Raw genomic sequence first — 25352 nt, forward strand, 5'->3', positions numbered from 1 at the left:
TGCCTGCATCCATGACTTTATTTCAGGCATGAAAAAGCCCGCAGCGACGGCGGGCTTTTTCAGCAAGCAAGCGGCACGCCTCAGATAGGGCGGCTGCCGTACTTGTTGTCAGGCTTCTTGGGCGGATCGGCGACCACGTTGGCCTCCACTTCCTGCACCTTGCCGCCGCGCGCAAGGAATTCTTCCATGGCCTTGGCCAGGGCGTCGCGCTCCTTGTTCTTGGCTTCGATGCTCGGCAATTCGTCGATCGACACCGCAGCCTTGGCTTTGCCTTTGGCAGCCGGGGCCGGCGTATCGTCACCGCCATCGTCGTCAGCAACGTCTTCCGCTGCTGCTTCCAGGCCTTCCTCGGCCTCGTCTTCGTCGCCTACTTCGAGGTCGTCGTTTTCCAGATCATCGTCGCTCATGTTCTACCTCATGACTTGCGAAAAGCAGATTAGTTATAGACCAGCTTTGGCGACTGTCGAAAGTCGCCGTAAAAAAATCGGTAACCGCTGGTGACCAACGGTTTACGCCCCTTCACCGTGCAGGGTGGCGAGGACTTTACGGGCACCGCCATGATCACGGTGCTCGCCCAGATAAACGCCTTGCCAGGTGCCCAGAGCCAGTCGCCCTGCCGAAACCGGCAGACTGATCTGGCAGCCAAGTACGCTGGCCTTGAAGTGCGCCGGGAGGTCGTCCAGGCCTTCGTCGTTATGCTCATAGCCGTCTGTTCCTTGTGGGATCAGACGATTGAAAAATCGTTCGAAGTCGCGACGGACCGCCGGATCGGCGTTCTCGTTGATGGTCAACGACGCCGAGGTATGCTGCAGCCACAAATGCAACAGACCGACCCGGCACGCCTTGAGTTCAGGCAGGCCGGCGAGTAACTCGTCCGTTACCAGATGAAAGCCCCGGGGCCGTGCCCGCAGGGTTATCAGAGTCTGTTGCCACATACAGTTCTCCGCACGTTCGGGGCGCATTCTAGCGCGCTCTGGGAAAAAACAAAGGCCCTAATATTCCTGCAATGATGTAAGCCATTGGCCGCAGAAAAACGCTTGTCGTAAACACGACCAAAGCCGTACGAAAAATCCTTTCAGCCACTACCTGAATGACAAATTCCAGACAAAAAAATGCCCGGCAAGCCGGGCAAGTTTTTTCGATGCGCGTACTTACAGGTTGTAGCCGCGTTCGTTGTGTTGTGCCAGGTCCAGACCCACTGCCTCTTCTTCCTCGGTGGCACGCAGGCCCATGACCACGTCCAGTACCTTGAGGATGATAAAGGTGACGACCGCGGTGTAGATCACCGTGAAGCCGACACCTTTGCACTGAATCCACACTTGCGAAGCGATGTCGGTCACGGTGCCGAAGCCACCCAGCGCCGGCGCGGCGAACACGCCGGTGAGGATCGCGCCGAGGATACCGCCGATACCGTGCACGCCGAAGGCATCCAGGGAGTCGTCGTAACCGAGTTTGCGTTTCAGCGTGGTCGCGCAGAAGAAGCACACCACACCGGCCGCCAGACCGATGATCAGCGAGCCCATCGGGCCCACGGTACCGGCTGCCGGCGTGATTGCCACCAGACCTGCAACCACACCCGAGGCAATGCCCAGTGCGCTAGGTTTGCCGTGGGTGATCCACTCGGCGAACATCCAGCCCAATGCTGCAGCAGCGGTAGCGATCTGAGTCACCAGCATCGCCATGCCGGCAGTGCCGTTGGCGGCCGCGGCGGAACCGGCGTTGAAGCCGAACCAGCCGACCCACAGCATCGCCGCGCCCATCAGGGTGTAACCAAGGTTGTGCGGTGCCATCGGGGTGGTCGGGAAGCCTTTACGCTTGCCCAGCACCAGGCACGCCACCAGACCGGCGATACCGGCGTTGATGTGAACCACGGTGCCGCCGGCGAAATCGAGCACGCCCCAATCGCCCAGCAGCGAACCCGGACCGCTCCAGACCATGTGCGCGATCGGCGCATACACCAGAGTGAACCAGACGCCCATGAACACCAGCATCGCGGAGAACTTCATGCGCTCGGCGAAGGCACCGACGATCAGCGCCGGAGTGATGATGGCGAAGGTCATTTGATAAGTGACGAACACCGCTTCAGGGAAAAGTGCTGCCGGGCCGGTAATGCTGGCAGGCGTGATGCCCGCGAGGAAGGCCTTGGCAAAGCTGCCGACGAAGGAGTTCAGGTTGACGACGTTGGCTTCCATCCCGGTGGTGTCGAACGCCATGCTGTAGCCATAAAGGAACCACAGGATGGTGACCAGGCCGGTAATGGCGAAGCACTGCATCATCACCGAAAGAATGTTTTTCGACCGCACCATGCCGCCGTAGAACAGCGCGAGGCCGGGAATGGTCATGAACAGCACGAGGGCTGTGGAGGTCAGCATCCAGGCGGTGTCGCCGGAATTGAGGACTGGAGGCGCCACCGGATCTGCCGCCATAGCCAGGCCGGGCATTACGATGGACAACAGGGCGCCTAGCCCTGCGAATTTACGCAGAGTCATATTGTTTTCTCCTGGGGCGTTGGGTTTGTGGCGGCGTTTAGATCGCGTCGGTATCGGTTTCGCCGGTACGGATGCGGATCGCCTGTTCCAGATTGACCACGAAGATCTTGCCGTCACCGATCTTGCCGGTGTTGGCAGCCTTGGTTATCGCCTCGATAACCCGATCCAGATCCTTGTCGTCGATGGCCACGTCGATTTTCACCTTGGGCAGAAAATCGACCACATACTCCGCGCCGCGATACAGCTCGGTGTGACCCTTCTGCCGGCCGAAGCCTTTGACTTCAGTGACGGTAATGCCCTGCACGCCGATTTCGGACAGCGACTCGCGCACGTCGTCCAACTTGAACGGCTTGATGATGGCAGTGACTAGCTTCATGAAACTCTCTCCCGAATTGGTGGACTTGCCCCAGGAAAACAAACCCGACTCAAGTCTAAGCGCAGTGCCTGGCTTTGTAACGCATCGTCGGCCTTACCTGCCCGACTGACGCCAGCTAACCGCTGCCGACGAAACTCCCCGTCCCGCCTGCCGCACTGCATTCGTCACAGCGACTGCATCAGTGCATGGGTCACTACCGACTAAGCAGAAAGCTTGCCATCTCGCCAAATTCCCCTGATTTCAATCCCTTGGCCGCTGCCGCAGGCGCTCGCGCACAAAACCCGCGATGGATACGCACAACAACGGTGCGCTGCCGTCCGTCCGCTTGCGCGAAAAGCGTGCATCCATGCCTGCGCAAATGACTATAGACACTGCGTGATACACTGCCCGCCATTGTTTACAGGACATCCACCATGCTCGCGCCCAAAGACTTCCTCGACGCCCTGAGCGGCACTGCCTCCCGCCTGTTCAGCGGTGACACCCCGCTGCCGAAAGCCGAAATCGAAAGCCAGTTCAAGATGCTGTTGCAAAGTGCATTCAGCAAACTGGATCTGGTGAGCCGGGAAGAGTTTGACAGTCAGATGGTCGTACTGGCCCGTACCCGCGCTCGCCTCGAGAGCCTCGAAGCGAAAGTTGCCGAGATGGAAGCGAAGCTGACGCCGCCTGCGGAATAACAATCCCGAGTAGAAATGCCTTCAAGTTTGCGAAGAGAAGTTAAACCGCTCCTGCCAAAGCAGGAGCGGTTTCCGTCAGATCAATCCTTACAACGAATTATTTCAACGGTCTCGCAGAAACTCGTACAGGCGAAAAGCCCATAACGCGATTCTGACGAGGCGCCACATATGTTTAAGAAACTTAGACATATTTTGGCCCTCCTTGCGTGGGGCCAAACCTCCGATGCACTTTCCGGCGTACGAACACCTTCGGGACTACACGTGAGTGTGTCCGCCAAGGCGGCCGGGTGTGAGTCCCCCAAAAAAAGCACCGGCACGGGTCTCACACCGCGTCGAGGAACATGAAGTCTTTGCGCTCCCGGCCACACTTCGCGAATACTCCATGAGTGGGCATCGTCATTGCGGATTTTATGAGCGCCCTTAGAAAAGCGATTTAAACAACTTGTATCAAGTCGTTAGGCAAGTGCTGACAACATTACCGTTGCGCCCGTTCAAGCCCTTTTGATACTTGCGCCAATGAGCAAACATGCATAACCTGATTTCACGTGAGTGTGTCCGCAAAGGATACGCAGGCCTTGGCCTCACCGAAGCCTGCAAACTGAAAACCGTCTCCTCAAGGCGGTTTTTTTTCGCCTCGAGATTGGTTGACCACTTTCCCGCAACATCCAGTGAAAGTTCGCCCCCGCCTGATCGCCCTTCCCCAACTACCCTTCAAAAACCCGCAGGAAGCGGTCCCCGATTCAGCTCAAGGAACGACCATGTCCCTCTCCATCGTCCACAGTCGCGCCCAGATTGGCGTCGATGCCCCCGCCGTCACCGTCGAAGTCCATCTCGCTAACGGTCTGCCCTCGCTGACCATGGTCGGCCTGCCGGAAGCGGCGGTGAAGGAGAGCAAGGACCGGGTGCGCAGCGCGATCATCAATTCCGGGCTGCAGTTTCCGGCGCGGCGGATCACCTTGAATCTGGCGCCGGCGGACTTGCCCAAGGATGGCGGGCGCTTTGATCTGGCGATTGCCTTGGGGATTCTGTCGGCGAGTGTGCAGGTGCCGTGTCTGACGCTGGATGAGGTGGAATGCCTCGGTGAGCTGGCGTTGTCCGGTGCGGTGCGGCCGGTACGCGGGGTGTTGCCGGCGGCACTGGCGGCGCGCAAGGCCGGGCGGGCACTGGTGGTACCGCGGGCGAATGCCGAGGAGGCGTGCCTGGCCTCGGGGTTGAAGGTGTTTGCGGTGGACCATCTGCTGGAGGCGGTGGCGCATTTCAACGGGCATACACCGGTCGAGCCTTATGTGTCGGACGGGCTGATTCATGCAGCGAAACCCTATCCCGACCTCAATGAAGTGCAAGGTCAGATGGCCGCGAAACGGGCGTTGCTGATTGCGGCGGCGGGCGCGCACAACCTGTTGTTCAGCGGGCCACCGGGGACGGGCAAAACATTGCTGGCTAGTCGCTTGCCGGGGCTGCTGCCGCCGCTGTCTGAATGCGAGGCACTGGAAGTGGCGGCAATTCAATCGGTCGCCAGCGGCGTGCCGCTGACCCACTGGCCGCAGCGACCGTTTCGCCAGCCGCACCACTCGGCATCCGGTCCGGCGCTGGTCGGAGGCAGCTCAAAACCGCAACCCGGCGAGATCACCCTTGCGCATCACGGCGTGCTGTTTCTCGATGAACTGCCGGAGTTTGATCGCAAGGTGCTGGAGGTTCTGCGCGAGCCGATGGAGTCCGGACATATCGTGATCGCCCGAGCCAAGGAACGTGTGCGATTTCCTGCGCGCTTTCAGCTGGTGGCGGCAATGAATCCGTGCCCCTGTGGATATCTTGGCGAGCCTAGCGGCAAGTGCTCCTGTACGCCGGACATGGTCCAGCGTTATCGCAACAAGCTATCGGGGCCGCTACTGGACCGGATCGACTTGCACCTGACGGTGGCGCGGGAGGCGACAGCGTTGAATCCAACGGTGAAGCCGGGCGAAGACAGTGCCACTGCCGCGGAACGTGTCGCCGAGGCGCGGGAACGGCAGCTGAAACGCCAGTCCTGCGCCAATGCCTTTCTCGATCTGCCGGGACTGAAACGCCACTGCAAGTTATCCACAGCCGATGAAACCTGGCTGGAGTCGGCCTGCGAACGGCTGACCCTGTCACTACGCTCAGCCCATCGTTTGCTCAAAGTCGCCAGAACCCTGGCAGACCTTGAGCAAGTCGATGCAATCCGCCGTGAGCATCTGGCCGAGGCGCTGCAGTATCGGCCGGCGACGCCTTAATGCTCGGTCAGATCAACCAGCGGTGCCTGCCGCACTTCGGTTTCACGCCCGGCCTGAATCTCGGTCACGCGCTTCAAGGCTTTATCCACAGCGCCTTTGTCCGCCAGCAGGCTGTAGCTGATCTGAAACTGTTGGCTGGCCTTTGGCGCAATGGTCGGCACCAGATTCAACGGACGCTGATAGCGGCGGTTGTAGGAAAAACTGGTACCCGGCTCAAGTCCCGTTACATAGCCCTGCCCTTGAGTGTCGGTGTTTTTCCACAGGGAAAATACCGGCAGTTGCTGCGTATTGAAGCCAACAGAAACGCCAAGACTGCCGGCCTTGTTGTGCAGCACGGCCAGGGTTTCGCCTTTAGCGTCCGCATAAGGCACGACGTTGTAGACGGTTTCGTCGTAGTCCTTGGTCGGCGCGCGGTAGGTCTGCCAGTCGGGCAGATCGCCCTTGGCCTTGTCGTTAAAAGGCGAAACCTGTTTTACCGGAGCCGCAAAACGTGCGCCCTGCTCAAGGAATGGCGTACTGAAATTGCTGTGGTACAGCGCCTGGTATTCCTTTGGATAATCGCCGTTGTTGGTCAGCGTATCGTTGAGGGCGAAACGCACGCTACCGGGCTCGGTGACCAGTTCGGTGACGACCGAGAAGTCGACTTTCTTGAACGCCTGCTCTTTCAGTTCGCCGCGCAGACTGATGGCGTAGGGTGGTTTTTCGTCAATGTGCAGGGTGACGCTGCTGGCCGGGATGTTGGCGGCGCGCCCGTGCAGAGTCAGCAACTCACCATTGTCCATGCCGGGATGGCCGACCCATTCATAACCGCAGCGGGCCACCAGCTCGTTGAAGCCTTCCAGCCAACCCAGGCCACCGCGTCCGTTGAGTTCGATGAAAGCCGGGTTGACCACTTCCTTGACCGGCGAATCCCAACCCATACGCACACTACCAACAGAGGCTTGCAGGACATTCATGCCGCGGGTCGGCACCACCGAGAGTTTCATCGTGCCGTTATCGATGTCGACGATGCTGACCCCCTCCTGTCGCCCACCGTGCAAGGTGCGCAGACTCACGGAAAAGGGTTTGTCGGTTTTCACCCCGAGCTGCTCACTGGTGATGCTCCAGTTTTGCGCGGGTTTGTTGGTGTCGAGGAGTACGTAATCCCAAGCCATGGCGTGGGAAGCAGCAGAGAGTGCGCCGAGTGCAACGGCGAGTTTGAACGGGGTCATGGCAGCAGCCTTTATTGGAGTTGTGCCATTTTTATAGCGCTGCGGAAACGTTTCAGCAAGTGTGAAAGAGCAAGAGATCGAGTGTTTTACCCAGGATTGGCAGTGAAGCTATCGCGAGCAGGCTCACTCCTACAGGGATCTTCAGTGATCACAAACATTGCGACCAACCGATATACCTGTAGGAGTGAGCCTGCTCGCGATAGCTATTTCAGCTGTACATCAACGGAAGCGATCAACCTCGGAACGCAAGTCCGCTGCCAGTTTCTCCAGCTCCTTGGCCGTCACCGCCAGGTTCGACACCACCTCACGCTGCTCACTGTTGGCCAGCGCAATGCTTTGCAGGTTACTGCTCAGCAACGTAGCGGTACTGCTCTGCTCCTGGGTCGCGGTGGTAATCGCCGCGAACTGCTGGCCGGCAGAACGGCTCTGCTCATCGATCCGCGCCAGCGCCGACGCCACGTTGGCGTTGCGCGACAGGCCTTCCTGCATCAACAGGTTGCCCTGTTCCATGGTGCTGATGGCGTTGCCGGTTTCCTGCTGGATGCTGTGAATCATCCCGGAGATTTCATCGGTAGCCTGACGGGTGCGCGAAGCGAGGTTGCGCACCTCATCGGCCACCACGGCGAAGCCACGACCCTGTTCACCGGCACGCGCAGCTTCGATGGCCGCGTTGAGCGCCAGCAGGTTGGTCTGTTCGGCAATCGAGGTGATGACGCTGACGATGCCGCCGATTTCCTGGGAGCGCTGACCGAGGGTGTTGATCACTGTGGCCGTAGTGTTCAGCGCGCCGGCAATTTGCTCCAGCGAGGACGACGCCTCTTGCATCGAGGTGCGACCGATCTGGGTTTGCTGGGCATTTTCCTGGGCCAGACGCTGGGTGTTGCCCATGTTGTCGGCGATGTTCAACGAGGTGGCGCTGAACTCTTCCACCGCACCGGCCATGCTGGTGATTTCGCCGGACTGCTGCTCCATGCCTTCGTACGCACCACCGGACAAACCGGACAACGCCTGCGCACGGCTGTTGACCTCTTCCGAGGAGCGGCGGATGTGCTCGACCATGGTCGACAGCGCCTGGCTCATCTGGTTGAACGCACGGGACAACTGGCCGATCTCGTCGTTGCTCGACACATTCAGGCGCACGCTCAGATCACCGGCGCCCAGCGCTTCGGCCTGACGCACCAGATCGCCCAGCGGCTGCAGCTTGCTGCGCAGCAGCCACATCGCCGCGCCCACCGCGATCAACATCGCCAGTAGGCTGCCGATGGCCAGTTGGGTGCCGACACTCCAGGTGACCGCGCGAATCTCGGACTTCGGCATGCTCGCCACCACCGACCAGGGGCCGCCCTCGAACGGCACGGCAATGCTGTAGAAATCTTCGCCGCTGTCGCTCCAGAACTGACCCTTGCCCGGGGTCTTGGCCAGGCCGTTGATCACCGGCACCGCTTGATCCAGCGCCTGCACCCCCGCCGGCGCCACCAGCCATTTGTTTTGCTCATCCAGCAACGCCAGCGAACCGTTCTGACCGATACGGAAACGCTTGAGATTGGCGAACTGGGCGTTCTGCGCATCGGTGTAGTCGAAACCGACGAACAACACCGCAATCACCTTGCCGCTGCCATCGCGCACCGGGGTGTACTGAGTCATGTAGGAGCGATCGAACAGCAAGGCGCGTCCGACGTAACCCTGACCGGCCATCAACTTCGCGTAGGCCGGATGCGCGTGGTCGAGCAAGGTGCCGATAGCGCGCGTGCCGTCCTGTTTGGTCAGGGAGGTGCTGACCCGCACGAAGTCTTCGCCGCTGCGCACGAACAGCGTGGCGACGCCAGCGGTCATCTGCTTGAACTCGTCAACTTCCTTGAAGTTGTTGTTCAACACTTCGCTGCCCAGGTGCAGGCCCGGGGTTTGAGTGCCTGCAACCGTCACCGGCTCTTCCGGGTGAATGCTCAGGCCCGCGCTGAAGCGCTTCTCGAACAGCCCGCTCAGGCGCTGGGTGCTTTCGCGCAGCGTGCCGTGGAAGGTGCTCAGTTGGTCGGCCAGCAGCCGCGCCTCACTGGCGAGGTGCTCTTCACGGGTGGCGAGGTTGGCGGTATCCAGCGAACGCAGGGCAAACACCGTACTGCCGCTGATGACAATCGCCAGTATCACAGCGAGCGCAAGGCCCAGCTGCGAGGCGATCCGGGCGCGAGGTTGAGACATGGACAGCTCCTGGCCGAGCCACCGGATCCTCCTTGATCGCAGCACTTGCTCGGAAAATTCTAATAATGGGGTGAAATCGTGGAGACCGGCACGACGGTTCCACATGCTCATTTTCGGCGGTGAAACCGAATACTTGAGTAAATAGCGGGGTTATGGCGCAAGGCCGGCATTGTGCGGGCTCGAACGTTTCAGCTCAAGCGCTTGACCAGCGGCAACGCCATGGCGCGCACTTCGCCTTGCAGGAAGTCGCTGAGGCGGCGCAAACGTTCACCTCCCGGACGGGTTTTCGGCCACACCAGGTAATAATTCAGTCCGCTGGCGACCGCGGTCGGCCATGGCAGGCTCAGTCTTCCTTGCGCCACATCTTCGGCAACCATCAGCAAATCGCCCATCGACACCCCGTAGCCTCGGGCTGCGGCGATCATCCCCAGCTCGAGGGTATCGAACACCTGTCCGCCCTTGAGCGAGATCTGATCGGACAGGCCCATGTGCTCCAGCCAACTGCGCCAGTCGCGCCGATCCGGAGTCGGATGCAACAGTTCGGTGGACGCCAGACGCGCAACATCCCACGGCTGGTCGTTCAGCAGATTGGGCGCGCCCACCGGTATCAGCTCTTCCGGGAATAGCAGGCTGGCTTCCCAGTCGGGCGGGAAATGCCCATCACTGAGCAGCACAGCGCAGTCGAACGGCTCGTTGTTGAAGTCCACTGAATCCACGTCCATCCAGGCGCTGGTCAGTTGCACCTCGTTACCCGGTTGCAGATGGCGGAAGCGGCTGAGGCGCGCCAGCAGCCAGCGCATGGTCAGGGTAGACGGCGCTTTCATGCGCAGGATGTCGTCTTCGGCGCGCAAGGTGTTGCAGGCGCGCTCAAGGGCCGCGAAGCCGTCGCGGATTCCAGGCAACAGCATCCGCGCCGATTCCGTCAGTTGCAGGTTGCGCCCGCTGCGATGAAACAGCTTGCAGGCGAAATGCTCTTCCAGCGTCTTAATGTGCCGGCTGACTGCACTCTGGGTGATCGACAACTCCTCGGCCGCGCGGGTGAACGAGCTGTGCCGCGCCGCCGCTTCGAATGCGCGCAGGGCATACAACGGAGGAAGACGACGGGACATTCGCAAAGCTCCTATAGCGGGTTAAGACCAACCCGGCAGGATCTTCTCATGATGAGTTTTAATCATGCCACCCATCCTTTTTATCCCTTTGTGCAAACCCTGCCAAGCGCCGAGAATCGTCGGCTCTCTGTTCCCTCTTTGAATGAGTGGTGATGACCATGCAGCATCCCGTGCGTACCGAACTCTGGGCCATCCTGCGGCTGGCCGGGCCGCTGATTGCCTCGCAGTTGGCGCACATGCTGATGGTGCTGACCGACACCTTGATGATGGCGCGCCTCAGTCCCGAAGCCCTGGCCGGGGGCGGACTGGGGGCGGCGAGTTATTCGTTCGTGTCGATCTTCTGCATCGGTGTGATTGCAGCGGTCGGTACCCTGGTGGCGATCCGTAAGGGCGCGGGCGACATCATCGGCGCGGCCCGCCTGACCCAGGCCGGGTTGTGGCTGGCATGGCTGATGGCGCTCGGCGCCGCACTGCTGCTGTGGAACCTGAAACCGGTGTTGCTGCTGTTCGGCCAGACCGAAACCAACGTCCATGCCGCCGGGCAATTCCTCATTGCCCTGCCCTTCGCCCTGCCCGGCTACCTGAGCTTCATGGCCCTGCGCGGCTTCACCAGTGCGATTGGCCGGGCGACCCCGGTGATGGTCATCAGTCTCGGCGGCACCGTCGCCAACTTCCTGCTCAATTACGCACTGATCACCGGGATGTTCGGCCTGCCGAAACTGGGGCTGACCGGCATCGGTCTGGTCACGGCAATCGTTGCCAACTGCATGGCGCTGGCGTTGGCCTGGCACATTCGCCGGCATCCGGCCTACAACGCCTACCCGTTGCGCGCCGGTCTGTCGCGACCCAATCGTCAATATCTGCAAGAGCTGTGGCGTCTCGGCCTGCCGATTGGCGGCACCTATGCCGTGGAAGTCGGCTTGTTCGCCTTCGCCGCGCTGTGCATGGGCACCATGGGCAGCACGCAACTGGGCGCCCATCAAATCGCCCTGCAGATCGTTTCGGTGGCGTTCATGGTGCCGGCGGGGATGTCCTACGCGATCACCATGCGCGTCGGCCAGCATTATGGCGCCGGGCAACTGAGCGATGCGCGAATGTCCGGGCGGGTCGGCATCGTTTTCGGTGCGGTGGTGATGCTGGGTTTTGCCATGGTGTTCTGGCTGCTGCCGAATCAACTGGTCGGGTTGTTCCTCGATCACAACAATCCGGCGTTTGCCGAGGTGATTCGCCTGGCGGTGAGCCTGTTGGCGGTGGCGGCGTGGTTCGAGCTGTTCGACGGCACGCAGACGATTGCCATGGGCTGTATCCGTGGGCTCAAGGACGCGAAAACCACGTTCCTGGTCGGGCTCGGTTGCTATTGGCTGATTGGCGCACCGGCGGCGTGGTGGATGGCGTTCCACCTGAACTGGGGGCCGACGGGCGTGTGGTGGGGTCTGGCGCTGGGCCTGGCCTGTGCGGCAGTGAGCCTGACCCTGGCGTTTGAATGGAAGATGAAGCGGATGATTCGGTTGGAGCCTGCATCAGCAGATCAGTACACAATCGCTCAGGCAGACTGAGATTCCCTTGTGGGAGCGGGCTTGCTCGCGAAAGCGCTGGGTCAGACAGCACATGCCTGGACTGACACCGCGCCTTCGCGAGCAAGCCCGCTCCCACAGGGGTCATGCATTCACCCGGAAATGGTGTTCAGCTCACAAATTCCAGTGATGACTGCTGGCTGGCCCCAAACGTCAGGTACTCAACCAACTCCGCCAATGGCAACGGCCGGCTGATCAGATAACCCTGCACCTGATCACAGCCAAACCCGCGCAGCAGATCCAGCTGCTCCGGCGTCTCCACTCCCTCGGCCACCACTTCCAGGTGCAGGTTGTGCGCGAGGTTGATCATCGCATGCACCAGTTTGCGGTTCTCTTCGCGTTGCTCCATACCGCCGACAAAGCTCTTGTCGATCTTCAGCAGCGTGATCGGCAGGCTGTTGAGGTGCACGAACGAGGAGAACCCGGTGCCGAAGTCATCCAGCGAGAAACGCACGCCGAGGCGGCCGAGGGCGTCCATGGTCTGCTTGACCAGGTCGCTGCGGCGCATCACGGCGGTTTCGGTGAGTTCAAATTCCAGCCACTGCGCCTCGACCCCGCGCTCGGCAATCAGCCGGCTGAGCGTCGGCAGCAACTGGCTGTCCTGAAACTGGCGGAACGACAGGTTGATCGCCATATGCAGCGCCGGCAGCCCGCGCTCGCGCAGTGCCTGCATGTCGCGCAACGCGCGGGAAATCACCCAGTAGCCCAGCGGCACGATCAAACCACTCTGCTCGGCCAGCGGCACGAATTCGCTCGGTGGCAGCAGCCCGCGCTCGCCATGGCGCCAGCGCACCAAGGCTTCGAGGCCGACGATCTGCCCGTCTGCAAGATTCAGTCGCGGCTGGTAATGCAGCTCCAGCTCATCGCGACGCAACGCCCGGCGCAGCTCGCTTTCGAGGTCGGCCATGCTCCGGGCGTTGCGATTGATGCGTTCGTTGAAGATATGGAAGGTGCAGCCCTGCGTGCTCTTGGCCTGCTGCATGGCGATGTGCGCGTGCCACATCAGCGGGTCGGCACCACCTTGTGCGCGGGCATGGGCGATACCGAGACTGGAACCGATCAACAGGCTTTCGCCGTCGACCCAATAGGGTTCGGACAAGGCTTCTGTGATGCGTTCGGCCATCCACTCCGCGCGTTGCGGCGCGCGGCGGGTGTCGATCAGCAGGGCAAATTCGTCGCTGCCCAGGCGCGCCAGTTGATCACCGGCCTCCAGCTGACTTTTCAGCCGGGCGACGACTTGCAGGATCAGCCGGTCGCCGGCCTGATGCCCGAGGGCGTCGTTGGCATGACGAAAGTTGTCGAGATCGAGATGTCCGAGGGCCAGACCGCGCCCGTCGTTTTCTGCCAGCCGCGCGGTGAGCAGGGTCTGAAAGCCCTGGCGATTGGCGATGCCGGTCAGCGGATCCTGTTCAGCGAGGCGTTGCAGAGTGTTTTCGAGAACGCCGCGCTCTCGCACATGACGCAGGCAACGGCGCAGCATGCCGGCATCGAGGGCGTCGAACACCAGCCAGTCGCTGACGCCAACGGGCGCAGTGGCCGGTTCGTGTTCCAGCAGCAACACGGTCGGCAGGCTGCAACGGCCCGGGGCCGGCTGCAACGCGGGAACGGTCAACAACACCGCATGACGGTTGTCTTCGAACAGACTGCTGACCGACTCCCAGCTCGGCGCGCTGATCAGCACCGCCGCGCTCCCCATCGGAGCCAGACACTCGCGCAATAACGCTGTCCACGCTGGCTCTTCGGCCAGTAGCAGCAAACGCAAGGGTTCGACAGGCGTAGACAAGCTAGCTCCCTAGACTCTGCAATGATGTGGGCGGGGCATTATGCCGTTGCGATGATCAATGACCAAATGACAACGGTTATCAAACCGTTATTTTGTGTCATGAATGAGTACATTAGCCGCAAAATCACCGCGCATCCTGCGTGAAAGTAACAAAACCGGCAAATTTGAATCGCGTGGTGCGTCACAAGTCGGACAGAGCAGCACAAATCGCTGAGCCTGTTAAAATGCCGGCCCATTTCGTCAACGACTCCCGAATTTTCGTATGTCCCGACTCAATCCCCGGCAGCAAGAAGCCGTGAACTACGTCGGCGGCCCTCTATTGGTGCTCGCCGGCGCTGGCTCCGGCAAGACCAGCGTGATCACCCGCAAGATCGCGCACCTGATCCAGAACTGTGGCATCCGCGCCCAGTACATCGTCGCCATGACCTTTACCAACAAGGCCGCGCGCGAGATGAAGGAGCGGGTCGGCACCCTGCTGCGTGCCGGCGAAGGTCGCGGCCTGACGGTCTGCACCTTCCACAACCTGGGCCTGAACATCATCCGCAAGGAGCATGCGCGGCTGGGCTACAAACCCGGTTTCTCGATCTTCGACGAGACCGACGTCAAAGCCCTGATGACCGACATCATGCAGAAGGAATACGCAGGCGACGACGGCGTCGACGAGATCAAGAACATGATCGGCGCCTGGAAAAACGACCTGATCCTGCCGGCCCAGGCGCTGGAAAACGCGCGCAATCCGAAAGAACAGACTGCCGCCATCGTCTACACCCACTATCAGCGCACGCTCAAGGCGTTCAACGCGGTGGACTTCGACGACCTGATCCTGCTGCCGGTGAAACTCTTCGAAGAGCACGCCGACATTCTCGAAAAGTGGCAGAACAAGGTGCGTTACCTGCTGGTCGACGAATACCAGGACACCAACGCCAGCCAGTACCTGCTGGTGAAGATGCTGATCGGCAAGCGCAACCAGTTCACCGTGGTGGGCGACGACGACCAGTCGATCTATGCCTGGCGTGGCGCACGGCCGGAAAACCTGATGCTGCTCAAGGATGACTACCCGTCGCTGAAAGTGGTGATGCTCGAGCAGAACTATCGGTCCACCAGCCGCATCCTGCGCTGCGCCAACGTGCTGATCTCGAACAACCCGCACGAATTCGAAAAACAGCTGTGGAGCGAGATGGGCCACGGCGACGAGATCCGCGTGATCCGCTGCCGCAACGAGGACGCCGAAGCCGAGCGCGTGGCCATGGAAATCCTCAGCCTGCACTTGCGCACCGACCGCCCGTACAGCGATTTCGCGATCCTCTATCGCGGCAACTACCAGGCCAAGCTGATCGAACTGAAGTTGCAGCACCACCAGGTGCCGTACCGCCTGAGCGGCGGCAACAGCTTCTTTGGGCGTCAGGAAGTGAAGGACCTGATGGCCTACTTCCGCCTGATCGTGAACCCGGACGACGACAACGCCTTCCTGCGCGTGATCAACGTGCCGCGCCGGGAAATCGGCTCGACCACCCTGGAAAAACTCGGCAACTACGCCACCGAACGCAAGATCTCGATGTACGCCGCCACCGATGAAATCGGTCTGGGCGAGCATCTGGACAGCCGCTTCACTGATCGCCTGTCGCGCTTCAAGCGCTTCATGGACAAAGTGCGCGAGCAGTGTGCCGGCGAAGATCCGATCTCGGCGCTGCGCAGCATGGTCATGGACATCGACTACGAGAACTGGCTGCGCACCAACAGTTCCAGCGACAAGGCTGCGGACTACCGGATGAGCAACGTCTGGTTCCTGATCGAAGCCTTGAAGAACACCCTGGAAAAAGACGAAGACGGCGAGATGACCGTCGAGGACGCCATCGGCAAACTGGTCCTGCGCGACATGCTCGAGCGGCAGCAGGAAGAAGAGGACGGCGCCGAAGGCGTGCAGATGATGACCCTGCATGCGTCCAAGGGCCTGGAATTCCCTTACGTGTTCATCATGGGCATGGAAGAGGAAATCCTCCCGCACCGCTCCAGCATCGAAGCCGACACCATCGAAGAGGAACGCCGCCTGGCCTACGTGGGCATCACCCGCGCGCGTCAGACCCTGGCGTTCACCTTCGCCGCCAAGCGCAAGCAGTACGGCGAGATCATCGACTGCGCGCCAAGCCGCTTCCTCGATGAGCTGCCGCCGGACGACCTGGCGTGGGAAGGCAACGACGACACACCGACCGAAGTCAAAGCCGTGCGTGGCAATAGCGCATTGGCTGATATACGCGCGATGTTAAAGCGCTAGAATTGACCACTTTTTTAAAGCTTAGGGCGCACAGGCGCTGAACGAGGACAGCTTCATGGAAGCATTGCACCAGAAAATCCGCGAACAAGGCATCGTGCTTTCCGACCAGGTCCTGAAAGTCGACGCCTTTCTGAACCATCAGATCGACCCGGCCCTGATGAAGCTGATCGGCGACGAATTCGCCACGCTGTTCAAGGATTCGGGCATCACCAAGATCGTCACCATCGAAGCCTCGGGCATTGCCCCGGCGATCATGACCGGTCTGAACCTGGGCGTGCCGGTGATCTTCGCCCGCAAGCAACAGTCCCTGACCCTGACAGAAAACCTGCTGTCGGCGACCGTTTATTCGTTCACCAAAAAGACCGAAAGCACGGTGGCCATCTCGCCACGGCACCTGACCAGCAGCGACCGCGTGCTGATCATCGACGACTTCCTGGCCAACGGTAAGGCCTCGCAGGCGTTGATCTCGATCATCAAACAGGCTGGCGCCACCGTTGCCGGTCTGGGCATCGTGATCGAGAAGTCGTTCCAGGGCGGCCGGGCCGAACTGGACTCGCAGGGCTACCGCGTTGAATCGCTGGCTCGCGTGAAATCGCTGAAGGATGGCGTCGTTACCTTCATCGAATAAGCCACACCGCATTACCCCCTGTGGGAGCGGGCTTGCTCGCGAAGGCGGTGTGTCAGTCGAGCTATTCTTTGACTGACACACCGCCTTCGCGAGCAAGCCCGCTCCCACAGTTGGTTTTGCGCCAGGCCGTTAGTTCGCGGTGGCCTTCAGCCCGGTGAGTAGCAGGCGCTGGAACAGGTCTTCTTTCAGGCCTTCCGGGTGGGTCAGTTGCATACGTTCAAGGTGTTCAGGGAACGTCGAAGCCTCCGGCGCATCCAGCGCGGCCTTGCCCAGCTCCAATATCTCGCTCAGCTTGAACTTGCTCTTCAGCCAGTTCAGCGCCCGCAGCAGATCCCGCTCGATCACGGTGAAATCACAGCCCAGCGGATACTCCGGAAACAGATTCGGATGCTTTGCGGCAATCGCCTGCAAGCGTTGCGGCGTGTTATCGGCGAAACGCGGATCGAGACGGAAATCCTGCGGCAGTTTGCCGACCTTCTGCGCCTGCTCGATCAGTTCTGGCTGGAAGCGTGAATCGCTGATGTTCAGCAACGACTCGATCACCACCGCATCGGTCTTGCCGCGCAGATCGGCGATGCCGTACTCGGTGACCACGATGTCGCGCAGGTGCCGTGGAATCGTGCAATGCCCGTATTCCCAGACGATGTTCGAACTGACCTCGCCGCCGGACTCACGCCAGCTGCGCAGGATCAGAATCGAACGCGCATCGTGCAGCGCATGGCCCTGGGCGACGAAGTTGTATTGCCCGCCAACACCGCTGAGCACCCGCCCGTCTTCCAGTTGATCGGCCACGCCCGCGCCCATCAGCGTCATGGTGAACACTGTGTTGATGAACCGTGCATCAAGCCGTTGCAAGCGCTTCAATTCTTCCTGCCCGTACAGCTCGTTGATGTAGCTGATGCGGGTCATGTTGAATTCGAGGCGCTTGCTCTGCGGCAACTCACGCAGGCGCTCGTAGAAACTGCGCGGGCCGAGGAAGAAGCCGCCGTGCACCGAGATGCCATCGGTCTGCGCCGACTCATCGAGGGTGCCGGCGTTGGCCTGCTCCTGAGTGTGCACGTCGGAGTAGACCTTGCGCCGGATGATCCCGGCATCGGCCAGCACCAGCAGGCCGTTGACGAACATTTCGCTGCAGCCATACAGGCCTTTGGCGAATGGCGCGGTACCACCCTCGCGCTCGATCAACTGTGCCCACTGGCTGAGATTGATGTCGTTGAGCAACGCTTGGTAACCGGCGTTGTCTGCCTGCCGCGCGAGCAATGCGGCCGTGAGCGCGTCGCCCATCGAACCGATGCCGATCTGCAACGTGCCGCCATCGCGCACCAGGGTGCTGGCGTGCAGGCCGATGAAATGATCCTGAAAGCCCACCGGCATGTTCGGCGTGGAAAACAGCGTGCTGCTGTCCTTCGCGTCGATCAGCAGGTCGAAGGTGTCGATATCGACTTCGGCATCACCGGGCATGTACGGCAGATCGGTGTGCACCTGGCCGACCAGCAGAATGGTCTCCCCGGCGGCGCGGCGCTTGGCGATCATCGGCAACAGGTCGAGGGTGATGTCCGGGTTGCAGCTCAGGCTCAGGCGATCGGGATGTTCGCTGCTGCTGGCGAGCAATTGCGCCACCAGATTGAGGCCGGCGGCATTGATATCGCGGGCGGCGTGGCTGTAGTTGCTGCTGACGTAATCCTGCTGGGCCGGCGGGCTGTTGAGCAGGCTGCCGGGCTGCATGAAAAACTGTTCGATGCGGATATTGGCGGGGAGGCTGTCGCGGTGCAGGTCGGCAAGGAAATCGAATTCGAGGTAGTCGCCGAATACGCGCTCGACGAAGGGTTCGAGGAAGCGCTTCTGCAGACCGTCACCCAGCGTCGGCCGACCGAGGCACAGCGCGGTATAGATCGTCAGTTGCCGCTCGGGCAAGTCCTTGATCCGCCGGTACAGCGCGTTGACGAAGTGATTGGGCTTGCCCAGCCCCAGCGGCATGCCCATGTGGATGTGCGCCGGCAAGCGTGCAAGCACGTCGTCCACTGCCTGTTCGATCGAACACAACTGCACCATCTGAAGCCTCCTGCCCGTTCCGTGAATAGGGGTAGACCGAGCTTGCCTCGACTTTGCTGCAAAGGACAGCGAAAGCCGCGAATCGCAGGCACAAAAAAACCGTCCGAAGACGGTTTTTTTCGTCAGAAGCGCGCCTTGTTACAGGCCGGACATCTTCTTGATCGCGCCCTTGAGCTCGTCGTCCGAGCAATCGGCGCAGGTGCCTTTTGGCGGCATGGAATTGATGCCGGTGATGGCTTTGGCCAGCAGGCCGTCGAGGCCGCCCTGGTGATCGGCACGGTCTTTCCAGGCCGCTGCGTCACCGATTTTCGGGGCGCCCAGCAGGCCCGTGCCGTGGCAAGCGTTGCAATGTTTTGCAATCACTTCATCCGGCGTCTTCGCCCCACCGCCGCCGCCAGTGGAGGCAGCGACTTCCATTCCTTTGCATTCCTGCCCCTGAACGCACACCTGGCCGACCGGCTCGAGGCGCTTGGCAATGTCGTCATTCGTCGCAGCTTGAGCGCTGACAGCCCAGAGGGCCAGTACGGTTGCTGGTGCGGCCAGCATTTTCATAATTAGATTCACGCGTTCACCCTCAATGGTGGCTATTCACGCCTGCGGCCACGGTTCGCAGGCGGGCGCAAGTATAGCGGGTAGCCCGCCACACTGAAACAACCCCATAGTCGAAGGGGTTATACCGCGCGATGGAAAAACTCTGCGGATGCCTTCGCCGTCATGGCTTGGCGCCTCTATCGTTAAAAATTTGCCGGCGTGGCTGCGCTGATTAGTCGCGCAGGCGCGTCGAACGGATTACGGAAGCGATGCGGCTTGGTACTTTCAAAATAGTAGCTGTCGCCGGCTTCGAGAATAAAAGTTTCCAGGCCCACCACCAATTCCAGACGACCTTCCACCAGAATCCCGGTTTCCTCGCCTTCATGGGTGAGCATTTCTTCGCCGGTATCGGCGCCCGGCGGGTAGATTTCGTTGAGGAACGCGATGGCCCGGCTCGGGTGTGCGCGGCCGACCAGTTTCATGGTCACGGCGCCGTCGGAAATGTCGATCAGCTCGTTGGCCTTGTAGACGATCTGGGTCGGTTTTTCCTGCAGGATTTCTTCGGAAAAGAACTCGACCATGGACATGGGAATCCCGCCCAGAACCTTCCTCAGCGAACTGATCGAAGGGCTGACGCTGTTCTTTTCGATCATCGAAATGGTGCTGTTGGTGACGCCCGCGCGTTTGGCGAGTTCACGCTGGGAAAGCCCTTTGAGCTTGCGGATCGATTGCAGTCGTTCACCGACGTCCAAGGCGGGAGCCTCCTGATGTTGTAAGAATATTGAGCGTTATCATGGCGACAGCGTTCAGTATTTACAACACTTGGCCCCCGCAGCGGCGTCAACGCTCGGAATAGAGCCTTGGCACGCGACGCAGGTTGCAGAAGATCTGATACGGAATGGTGTCCGCCCACTGCGCCACTTCGCTGGCGAGGATGTTTTTGCCCCACAGCTCGACGGTCGAACCGAGGTCGGCTTCCGGCACATCGGTGAGGTCGATGCACAGCATATCCATCGACACCCGGCCAAGAATCCGGCTGCGTTTACCGGCCACCAACACCGGAGTGCCCGTCGGTGCCTGACGCGGGTAGCCATCGGCATAACCCATGGCAACCACGCCGATGCGCATCGGTTTGTCGGTGACGAATTTGGCGCCGTAGCCGATCGGCTCGCCGGCGGGCAATTCGCGCACACAGATGACTTTCGATTCGAGGGTCATCACCGGTTGCAGGCGCTCGGCCACGGCGTTGGCTTCTTCGAACGGTGTGGCACCGTAGAGCATGATGCCCGGGCGCACCCAGTCGCTGTGGATCTGCGGCCAACCGAGCACGGCCGGCGAGTTGCGCAGGCTGACTTCGGCGGCGAGGCCCTGACGCGCCGCCTCGAACACCGCAACCTGATCGGCGCTGCTCTGCTCATGCAGTTCATCGGCGCGGGCGAAGTGGCTCATCAGCACGATCTTCGCCACTTTGCCGCTGGCCAGCAGGCGCTGGTAGGCGGCCGCGTAATCCTTCGGATGCAGGCCGACGCGGTGCATGCCGGAATCGAGCTTGAGCCACACGGTGATCGGTTTGCTCAGGGCAGCCTGCTCGATGGCTTCGAGCTGCCACAGCGAATGCACCACGGTCCAGAAATCATGCTCGACGATCAGCGCCAGTTCATCGGCTTCGAAGATGCCTTCGAGCAACAACACCGGGGCCTTGATGCCGGCCGCGCGCAACTCCAGCGCTTCTTCGATGCAGGCCACGGCAAACCCGTCGGCCTCGGCTTCCAGCGCCTGGGCGCAACGCACCGCGCCGTGACCGTAGGCATCCGCCTTGATCACCGCCAGCGCCTTGGCGCCGGTGACTTCGCGGGCAATTCGGTAGTTGTGACGCAGGGCTTGAAGGTCGATCAGGGCACGGGCAGGACGCATGGCAGCAGACTTCTTGGCGGTCATGGGAAGAAAAACCGGCGCTGGCTGACGGCGTGAACCGCCAACAGCGCCGGGAGAGGGATCTTTGAAACGGTTACGGCAACGCGGCGACGATGGAAATCTCGACCAGGATGCTCGGCTTGGCCATCTTCGCTTCGACGGTGGCACGGGCCGGGGCGGCGCCTTTAGGCAACCACTGATCCCACACCGAATTCATCCCGGCAAAGTGCGCCTCGATGTCGTTCAGGTAGATCGTCGCCGATAGCAGATGCTGCTTGTCAGTCCCGGCCAGATCGAGAAGGCGCTCGATATTGGCCAGAACTTCGCGGGTTTGTTGTTCAATCCCGGCGTTGAAGTCGTCGCCGACCTGTCCGGCCAGATACACCGTACCGTTGTGGCTGACGATCTGACTCATGCGCTCATTGGTGAGCTGGCGCTGGATTGCCATGTTTTGCGGACTCCTGAGGCTTGTTGCCGTAACGGGAAATATCGAGGCCTTCGGCGCTGATCTGCGGTTTTTTCTTCGCCATCAGATCGGCCAGCAAACGACCGGAACCGCACGCCATGGTCCAACCCAGGGTGCCGTGACCGGTGTTGAGGAACAGGTTCTTGAACGGCGTGGCGCCAACGATCGGCGTACCGTCCGGCGTGGTCGGACGCAGACCGGTCCAGAAGCTCGCCTCGGCCAGATTGCCGCCCTGAGGATAAAGGTCGTTGACGATCATCTCCAGGGTTTCGCGCCGACGCGGGTTCAGCGACAGGTCAAAACCGGCGATCTCCGCCATGCCGCCCACGCGGATGCGGTTGTCGAAACGGGTGATCGCGACCTTGTAGGTTTCGTCGAGAATGGTCGAAGTCGGAGCCATGTCCGGGTTGGTGATCGGCACGGTCAGCGAATAACCCTTGAGCGGATACACCGGCGCCTTGATGCCCAGCGGCTTGAGCAATTGCGGCGAGTAGCTGCCGAGGGCCAGCACGTAGCGGTCGGCGGTTTCCAGCTTGCCGTCGATCCACACGCCGTTGATGCGGTCACCGGCGTAGTCGAGGCGCTGGATGTCCTGGCCGAAGCGGAATTCCACACCGAGTTTCACCGCCATTTCCGCCAGGCGCGTGGTGAACATCTGGCAGTCGCCGGTCTGGTCGTTCGGCAGACGCAGGGCGCCGGCGAGGATGTCGGTGACGTTGGCCAGTGCCGGCTCGACGCGGGCAATACCGGCGCGGTCGAGGACTTCAAACGGCACGCCGGATTCTTTCAGGACGGCGATGTCCTTGGCGGCACCATCGAGCTGTGCCTGAGTGCGGAACAGCTGGGTGGTGCCAAGGCTGCGGCCTTCGTAGGCGATGCCGGTTTCGGCGCGCAGCTCGTCGAGGCAGTCGCGGCTGTACTCGGACAGACGCACCATGCGTTCCTTGTTCACCGCGTAACGGTTGGCGGTGCAGTTGCGCAGCATCTGCGCCATCCACAGGTACTGGTCGATGTCGGCAGTGGCCTTGATCGCCAGCGGCGCGTGGCGCTGCAGCAGCCACTTGATGGCCTTGAGCGGCACGCCCGGCGCGGCCCACGGCGAGGCGTAGCCCGGCGACACCTGACCGGCGTTGGCGAAACTGGTCTCCATGGCCACGGCTGGCTGCCGGTCGACCACCACCACTTCAAACCCGGCACGGGCCAGATAGTAAGCACTGGCGGTACCGATGACGCCGCTACCCAAGACCATTACGCGCATTTTTGTATCCCTCATCGCGGCAGGGCCGCGTACGTCTGTTGTTAGAGCAATGATGCGCGCAGTGTAAAAAAGAATGGCCAGTGCATTTCACTATATAAGCGCCTATATTTGGCGACAATTCTCGGCAAAAACCCTTTTCACGGAGGCGCATCCCCTATGCGTACCAACACTCAGACCAAACGTGAGCTGGACAAGATCGACCGCAACATCTTGCGGATCCTGCAGGCGGACGGGCGCATATCGTTTACCGAACTCGGGGAGAAGGTCGGGCTGTCCACCACGCCGTGCACCGAGCGGGTGCGGCGGCTGGAGCGCGAGGGGATCATCATGGGCTACAACGCCCGCCTGAATCCGCAGCACTTGAAGGGTAGCTTGCTGGTGTTCGTCGAGATCAGCCTCGACTACAAATCCGGCGACACGTTCGAAGAGTTCCGCCGCGCGGTGCTGAAATTGCCGCACGTGCTGGAGTGCCATTTGGTGTCAGGGGATTTCGACTATCTGGTGAAGGCGCGGATTTCCGAGATGGCCTCGTACCGCAAACTGCTGGGCGACATTCTGTTGAAGTTGCCGCATGTGCGTGAGTCCAAAAGCTATATCGTGATGGAAGAGGTGAAAGAGAGCCTGAGCCTGCCGATACCGGACTGAGATTTGGAAGATCAAAAGATCGCAGCCTTCGGCAGCTCCTACATGGAAATGCGTTCTCCTGTAGGAGCTGCCGAAGGCTGCGATCTTTTCAGACCAGCACCTGCCGATTCGAAGCCATGTACTCGAAGATCTGCTTTTCTACGCGCGGATGAATCAACTCCACCGGCCCCCGCCCGTTCGGGCACGGCAACGTCTTCGTCGTCCCGAACAACCGGCAAATCAGCGGCCGTTCCTCATACACCGTGCAACCATTCGGCCCCAGGTGCACACAATTCAGCTCGTCCATCGCCGCGTCCTGCTCGGCGCGGGTCTTGCGCGGCAGGCGGGCCATTTCTTCCGGTGAAGTGGTCACTGGCCCGCAGCAATCGTGGCAACCGGGCACGCACTCGAACGAGGGGATCTGCTGACGCAGGTTGCGGATTTTCTGGCTGTTGCAGCTCATCGAAACAGTAACCCACATGAAATAGGCGGCAATTGTGCCGCAAAAGCCGTGATCCAGACAGCAACGGCCGACCAGTGTTGCCCGTCTTTGGCCGTGCGGCTTATGCTCCGTCAAATTTTCTCGACACCCAGCCGTTGGATGATGCCCATGAATGCCCGCGCCCGAACCTTCGCGAGCCAGCCCCACGTTGCCTCTTACTACGCCGCCAGCAGCCTGCCGCAGCCTGACCATCCGGTGCTGCAAGGCGAAGTGATGGCCGATGTGTGCGTGGTCGGCGGTGGCTTCTCGGGGCTGAACACCGCGCTGGAACTGGCCGAACGCGGCCTCAGCGTAGTGTTGTTGGAAGCACACCGCATCGGTTGGGGCGCCAGTGGTCGCAACGGTGGGCAGTTGATTCGCGGGGTCGGCCACGGTCTCGACCAGTTCACTAATGTCATCGGCGCCGACGGTGTACGCCAGATGAAACTGATGGGCCTGGAAGCGGTGGAAATCGTCCGCCAGCGCGTCGAACGTTTCCAGATCCCGTGCGACCTGACCTGGGGCTACTGCGACCTTGCCAACAAGCCTGCCGACCTCGAAGGCTTTGCCGAAGACGCCGAAGAGCTGCGCAGCCTCGGCTATCGCTATGAAACCCGTCTGCTGCAGGCCAACGAGATGCACACCGTGGTTGGCTCCAAGCGTTATGTCGGCGGCTTGATCGACATGGGTTCCGGGCATTTGCACCCGCTGAATCTGGCACTGGGCGAAGCCGCTGCCGCGCAGCAACTGGGCGTCAAACTGTTCGAGCAATCGGCGGTCACCCGCATCGACTACGGCCCTGAAGTGAAAGTGCACACCGCGCAAGGCTCGGTAAGGGCGAAAACCCTGGTGCTGGGCTGCAACGCTTACCTCAACGACCTCAATCCACAACTCAGCGGCAAAGTACTGCCCGCCGGCAGTTACATCATCGCGACCGAACCGCTTTCCGCAGAACTGGCGCACAGCCTGCTGCCGCAAAACATGGCGGTCTGCGACCAGCGCGTGGCGCTGGATTACTACCGGCTCTCGGCGGATCGACGCTTGTTGTTCGGCGGCGCCTGCCATTATTCCGGGCGCGATCCGAAAGACATCGGCGCATACATGCAGCCGAAGATGCTCGAAGTGTTCCCGCAACTGGCAGGCGTGAAGATCGACTATCAATGGGGCGGCATGATCGGCATCGGTGCCAATCGACTGCCACAGATCGGCCGGCTCAATGATCAGCCGAACGTGTATTACGCCCAGGCCTATTCCGGGCACGGGGTGAATGCCACGCACCTGGCGGGCAAGTTGCTCGCCGAGGCGATCAGCGGGCAGCACAGCGGTGGCTTCGACCTGTTTGCCAAGGTGCCGCACATCACCTTCCCCGGCGGCAGGCACTTGCGTTCGCCGTTGCTGGCGCTGGGGATGTTGTGGCATCGGCTCAAAGAGCTGGTCTGATATTTTTGCACCAGCCTTAATG

At 61.0% G+C, this 25352-nt stretch carries 22 protein-coding genes; 7 read left to right on the forward strand and 15 right to left on the reverse strand.

The features are described 5' to 3' along the window. Window positions 1-80 precede the first annotated feature (80 nt). The 4 genes from sutA to glnK all read right to left on the reverse strand — a co-directional run bounded on the left by sutA (window position 81) and on the right by glnK (window position 2865). The gene (gene sutA, locus V9L13_RS19705; protein ID WP_003229413.1) at window positions 81-407 is read right to left on the reverse strand and encodes a transcriptional regulator SutA; all 327 of its coding nucleotides are present in this window, start codon (window positions 405-407) and stop codon (window positions 81-83) included. Window positions 408-509: 102 nt separating this feature from the next. Beyond that, window positions 510-935 (reverse strand): secondary thiamine-phosphate synthase enzyme YjbQ, encoded by a 426-nt coding sequence (locus V9L13_RS19710; RefSeq protein WP_003229414.1) that lies wholly within the window; start codon window positions 933-935, stop codon window positions 510-512. A 216-nt stretch (window positions 936-1151) separates the two neighbouring features. After that, complete coding sequence (locus tag V9L13_RS19715; RefSeq protein ID WP_338800316.1) at window positions 1152-2489, reverse strand: ammonium transporter; 1338 nt, start codon at window positions 2487-2489, stop codon at window positions 1152-1154. A 37-nt stretch (window positions 2490-2526) separates the two neighbouring features. Further along, the gene (gene glnK, locus V9L13_RS19720) at window positions 2527-2865 is read right to left on the reverse strand and encodes a P-II family nitrogen regulator (RefSeq protein WP_002555808.1); all 339 of its coding nucleotides are present in this window, start codon (window positions 2863-2865) and stop codon (window positions 2527-2529) included. Between the two features lie 413 nt (window positions 2866-3278). Here glnK and V9L13_RS19725 point away from each other — a divergent pair, with 413 nt between their 5' ends. Beyond that, on the forward strand, window positions 3279-3539 hold the full coding sequence (locus tag V9L13_RS19725; RefSeq protein WP_007920416.1) for an accessory factor UbiK family protein: 261 nt from the start codon (window positions 3279-3281) through the stop codon (window positions 3537-3539). A 758-nt stretch (window positions 3540-4297) separates the two neighbouring features. Continuing rightward, on the forward strand, window positions 4298-5791 hold the full coding sequence (locus tag V9L13_RS19730; RefSeq protein ID WP_338800317.1) for a YifB family Mg chelatase-like AAA ATPase: 1494 nt from the start codon (window positions 4298-4300) through the stop codon (window positions 5789-5791). On the opposite strand, the gene V9L13_RS19735 is transcribed toward V9L13_RS19730, so the two are convergent. The 3 genes from V9L13_RS19735 to V9L13_RS19745 all read right to left on the reverse strand — a co-directional run bounded on the left by V9L13_RS19735 (window position 5788) and on the right by V9L13_RS19745 (window position 10307). Further along, window positions 5788-7002: an aldose 1-epimerase family protein gene (locus V9L13_RS19735; RefSeq protein ID WP_338800318.1), complete on the reverse strand. Its 1215-nt coding sequence runs from the start codon at window positions 7000-7002 to the stop codon at window positions 5788-5790. The two genes, V9L13_RS19730 and V9L13_RS19735, sit on opposite strands and share 4 nt — an antisense overlap. A 219-nt stretch (window positions 7003-7221) precedes the next feature. Beyond that, complete coding sequence (locus V9L13_RS19740; protein WP_338800319.1) at window positions 7222-9198, reverse strand: methyl-accepting chemotaxis protein; 1977 nt, start codon at window positions 9196-9198, stop codon at window positions 7222-7224. Between the two features lie 188 nt (window positions 9199-9386). Further along, the gene (locus tag V9L13_RS19745; protein WP_338800320.1) at window positions 9387-10307 is read right to left on the reverse strand and encodes a LysR substrate-binding domain-containing protein; all 921 of its coding nucleotides are present in this window, start codon (window positions 10305-10307) and stop codon (window positions 9387-9389) included. Between the two features lie 158 nt (window positions 10308-10465). Here V9L13_RS19745 and V9L13_RS19750 point away from each other — a divergent pair, with 158 nt between their 5' ends. Continuing rightward, complete coding sequence (locus V9L13_RS19750; RefSeq protein WP_338802885.1) at window positions 10466-11863, forward strand: NorM family multidrug efflux MATE transporter; 1398 nt, start codon at window positions 10466-10468, stop codon at window positions 11861-11863. 127 nt (window positions 11864-11990) lie between these two features. Here V9L13_RS19750 and V9L13_RS19755 read toward each other — a convergent pair whose 3' ends face one another. Next, complete coding sequence (locus V9L13_RS19755) at window positions 11991-13664, reverse strand: bifunctional diguanylate cyclase/phosphodiesterase (RefSeq protein WP_003229436.1); 1674 nt, start codon at window positions 13662-13664, stop codon at window positions 11991-11993. A gap of 262 nt (window positions 13665-13926) precedes the next feature. Here V9L13_RS19755 and rep point away from each other — a divergent pair, with 262 nt between their 5' ends. Both rep and V9L13_RS19765 read left to right on the forward strand, forming a co-directional pair. Beyond that, window positions 13927-15936: a DNA helicase Rep gene (gene rep / locus V9L13_RS19760; RefSeq protein ID WP_027610430.1), complete on the forward strand. Its 2010-nt coding sequence runs from the start codon at window positions 13927-13929 to the stop codon at window positions 15934-15936. Between the two features lie 55 nt (window positions 15937-15991). Further along, window positions 15992-16564, forward strand: coding sequence for a xanthine phosphoribosyltransferase (locus V9L13_RS19765; protein WP_003229440.1), 573 nt, complete (start codon window positions 15992-15994; stop codon window positions 16562-16564). Window positions 16565-16693: 129 nt separating this feature from the next. Here V9L13_RS19765 and V9L13_RS19770 read toward each other — a convergent pair whose 3' ends face one another. The 6 genes from V9L13_RS19770 to dadA all read right to left on the reverse strand — a co-directional run bounded on the left by V9L13_RS19770 (window position 16694) and on the right by dadA (window position 22785). Continuing rightward, window positions 16694-18616 carry an acetyl-CoA hydrolase/transferase C-terminal domain-containing protein gene (locus V9L13_RS19770; RefSeq protein ID WP_338800321.1) on the reverse strand — a complete coding sequence of 641 codons (1923 nt, stop codon included), beginning with the start codon at window positions 18614-18616 and terminating at the stop codon, window positions 16694-16696. Between the two features lie 138 nt (window positions 18617-18754). Continuing rightward, a complete protein-coding gene (locus V9L13_RS19775; protein WP_338800322.1) occupies window positions 18755-19168 on the reverse strand; it encodes a c-type cytochrome in 414 nt (137 codons plus the stop codon). 182 nt (window positions 19169-19350) lie between these two features. Further along, entirely contained in the window at window positions 19351-19899 is a 549-nt protein-coding gene (locus V9L13_RS19780; protein WP_003229444.1) for a cupin domain-containing protein, read from the reverse strand. An 88-nt stretch (window positions 19900-19987) separates the two neighbouring features. Further along, window positions 19988-21061 (reverse strand): alanine racemase, encoded by a 1074-nt coding sequence (gene alr / locus V9L13_RS19785; protein WP_338800323.1) that lies wholly within the window; start codon window positions 21059-21061, stop codon window positions 19988-19990. 94 nt (window positions 21062-21155) lie between these two features. Next, window positions 21156-21509 (reverse strand): RidA family protein, encoded by a 354-nt coding sequence (locus V9L13_RS19790; RefSeq protein ID WP_003229450.1) that lies wholly within the window; start codon window positions 21507-21509, stop codon window positions 21156-21158. Next, entirely contained in the window at window positions 21481-22785 is a 1305-nt protein-coding gene (gene dadA, locus V9L13_RS19795; protein ID WP_064589807.1) for a D-amino acid dehydrogenase, read from the reverse strand. Before dadA ends, V9L13_RS19790 begins: the two co-directional genes overlap by 29 nt. 156 nt (window positions 22786-22941) lie before the next feature. Here dadA and V9L13_RS19800 point away from each other — a divergent pair, with 156 nt between their 5' ends. Further along, window positions 22942-23430 (forward strand): Lrp/AsnC ligand binding domain-containing protein, encoded by a 489-nt coding sequence (locus V9L13_RS19800; protein WP_003177284.1) that lies wholly within the window; start codon window positions 22942-22944, stop codon window positions 23428-23430. Between the two features lie 88 nt (window positions 23431-23518). On the opposite strand, the gene V9L13_RS19805 is transcribed toward V9L13_RS19800, so the two are convergent. Continuing rightward, entirely contained in the window at window positions 23519-23872 is a 354-nt protein-coding gene (locus V9L13_RS19805; protein WP_338800324.1) for a YkgJ family cysteine cluster protein, read from the reverse strand. A gap of 147 nt (window positions 23873-24019) precedes the next feature. On the opposite strand from V9L13_RS19805, the gene V9L13_RS19810 reads away from it, so the two are divergent. Next, window positions 24020-25330, forward strand: a complete 1311-nt coding sequence (locus V9L13_RS19810; RefSeq protein WP_338800325.1) for an FAD-binding oxidoreductase — start codon at window positions 24020-24022, stop codon at window positions 25328-25330. The last annotated feature ends 22 nt before the right edge of the window (window positions 25331-25352 follow it).

The sequence above is a fragment of the Pseudomonas sp. RSB 5.4 genome, assembly GCF_037126175.1.
Classification (GTDB): Bacteria; Pseudomonadota; Gammaproteobacteria; order Pseudomonadales; family Pseudomonadaceae; genus Aquipseudomonas; species Aquipseudomonas fluorescens_H.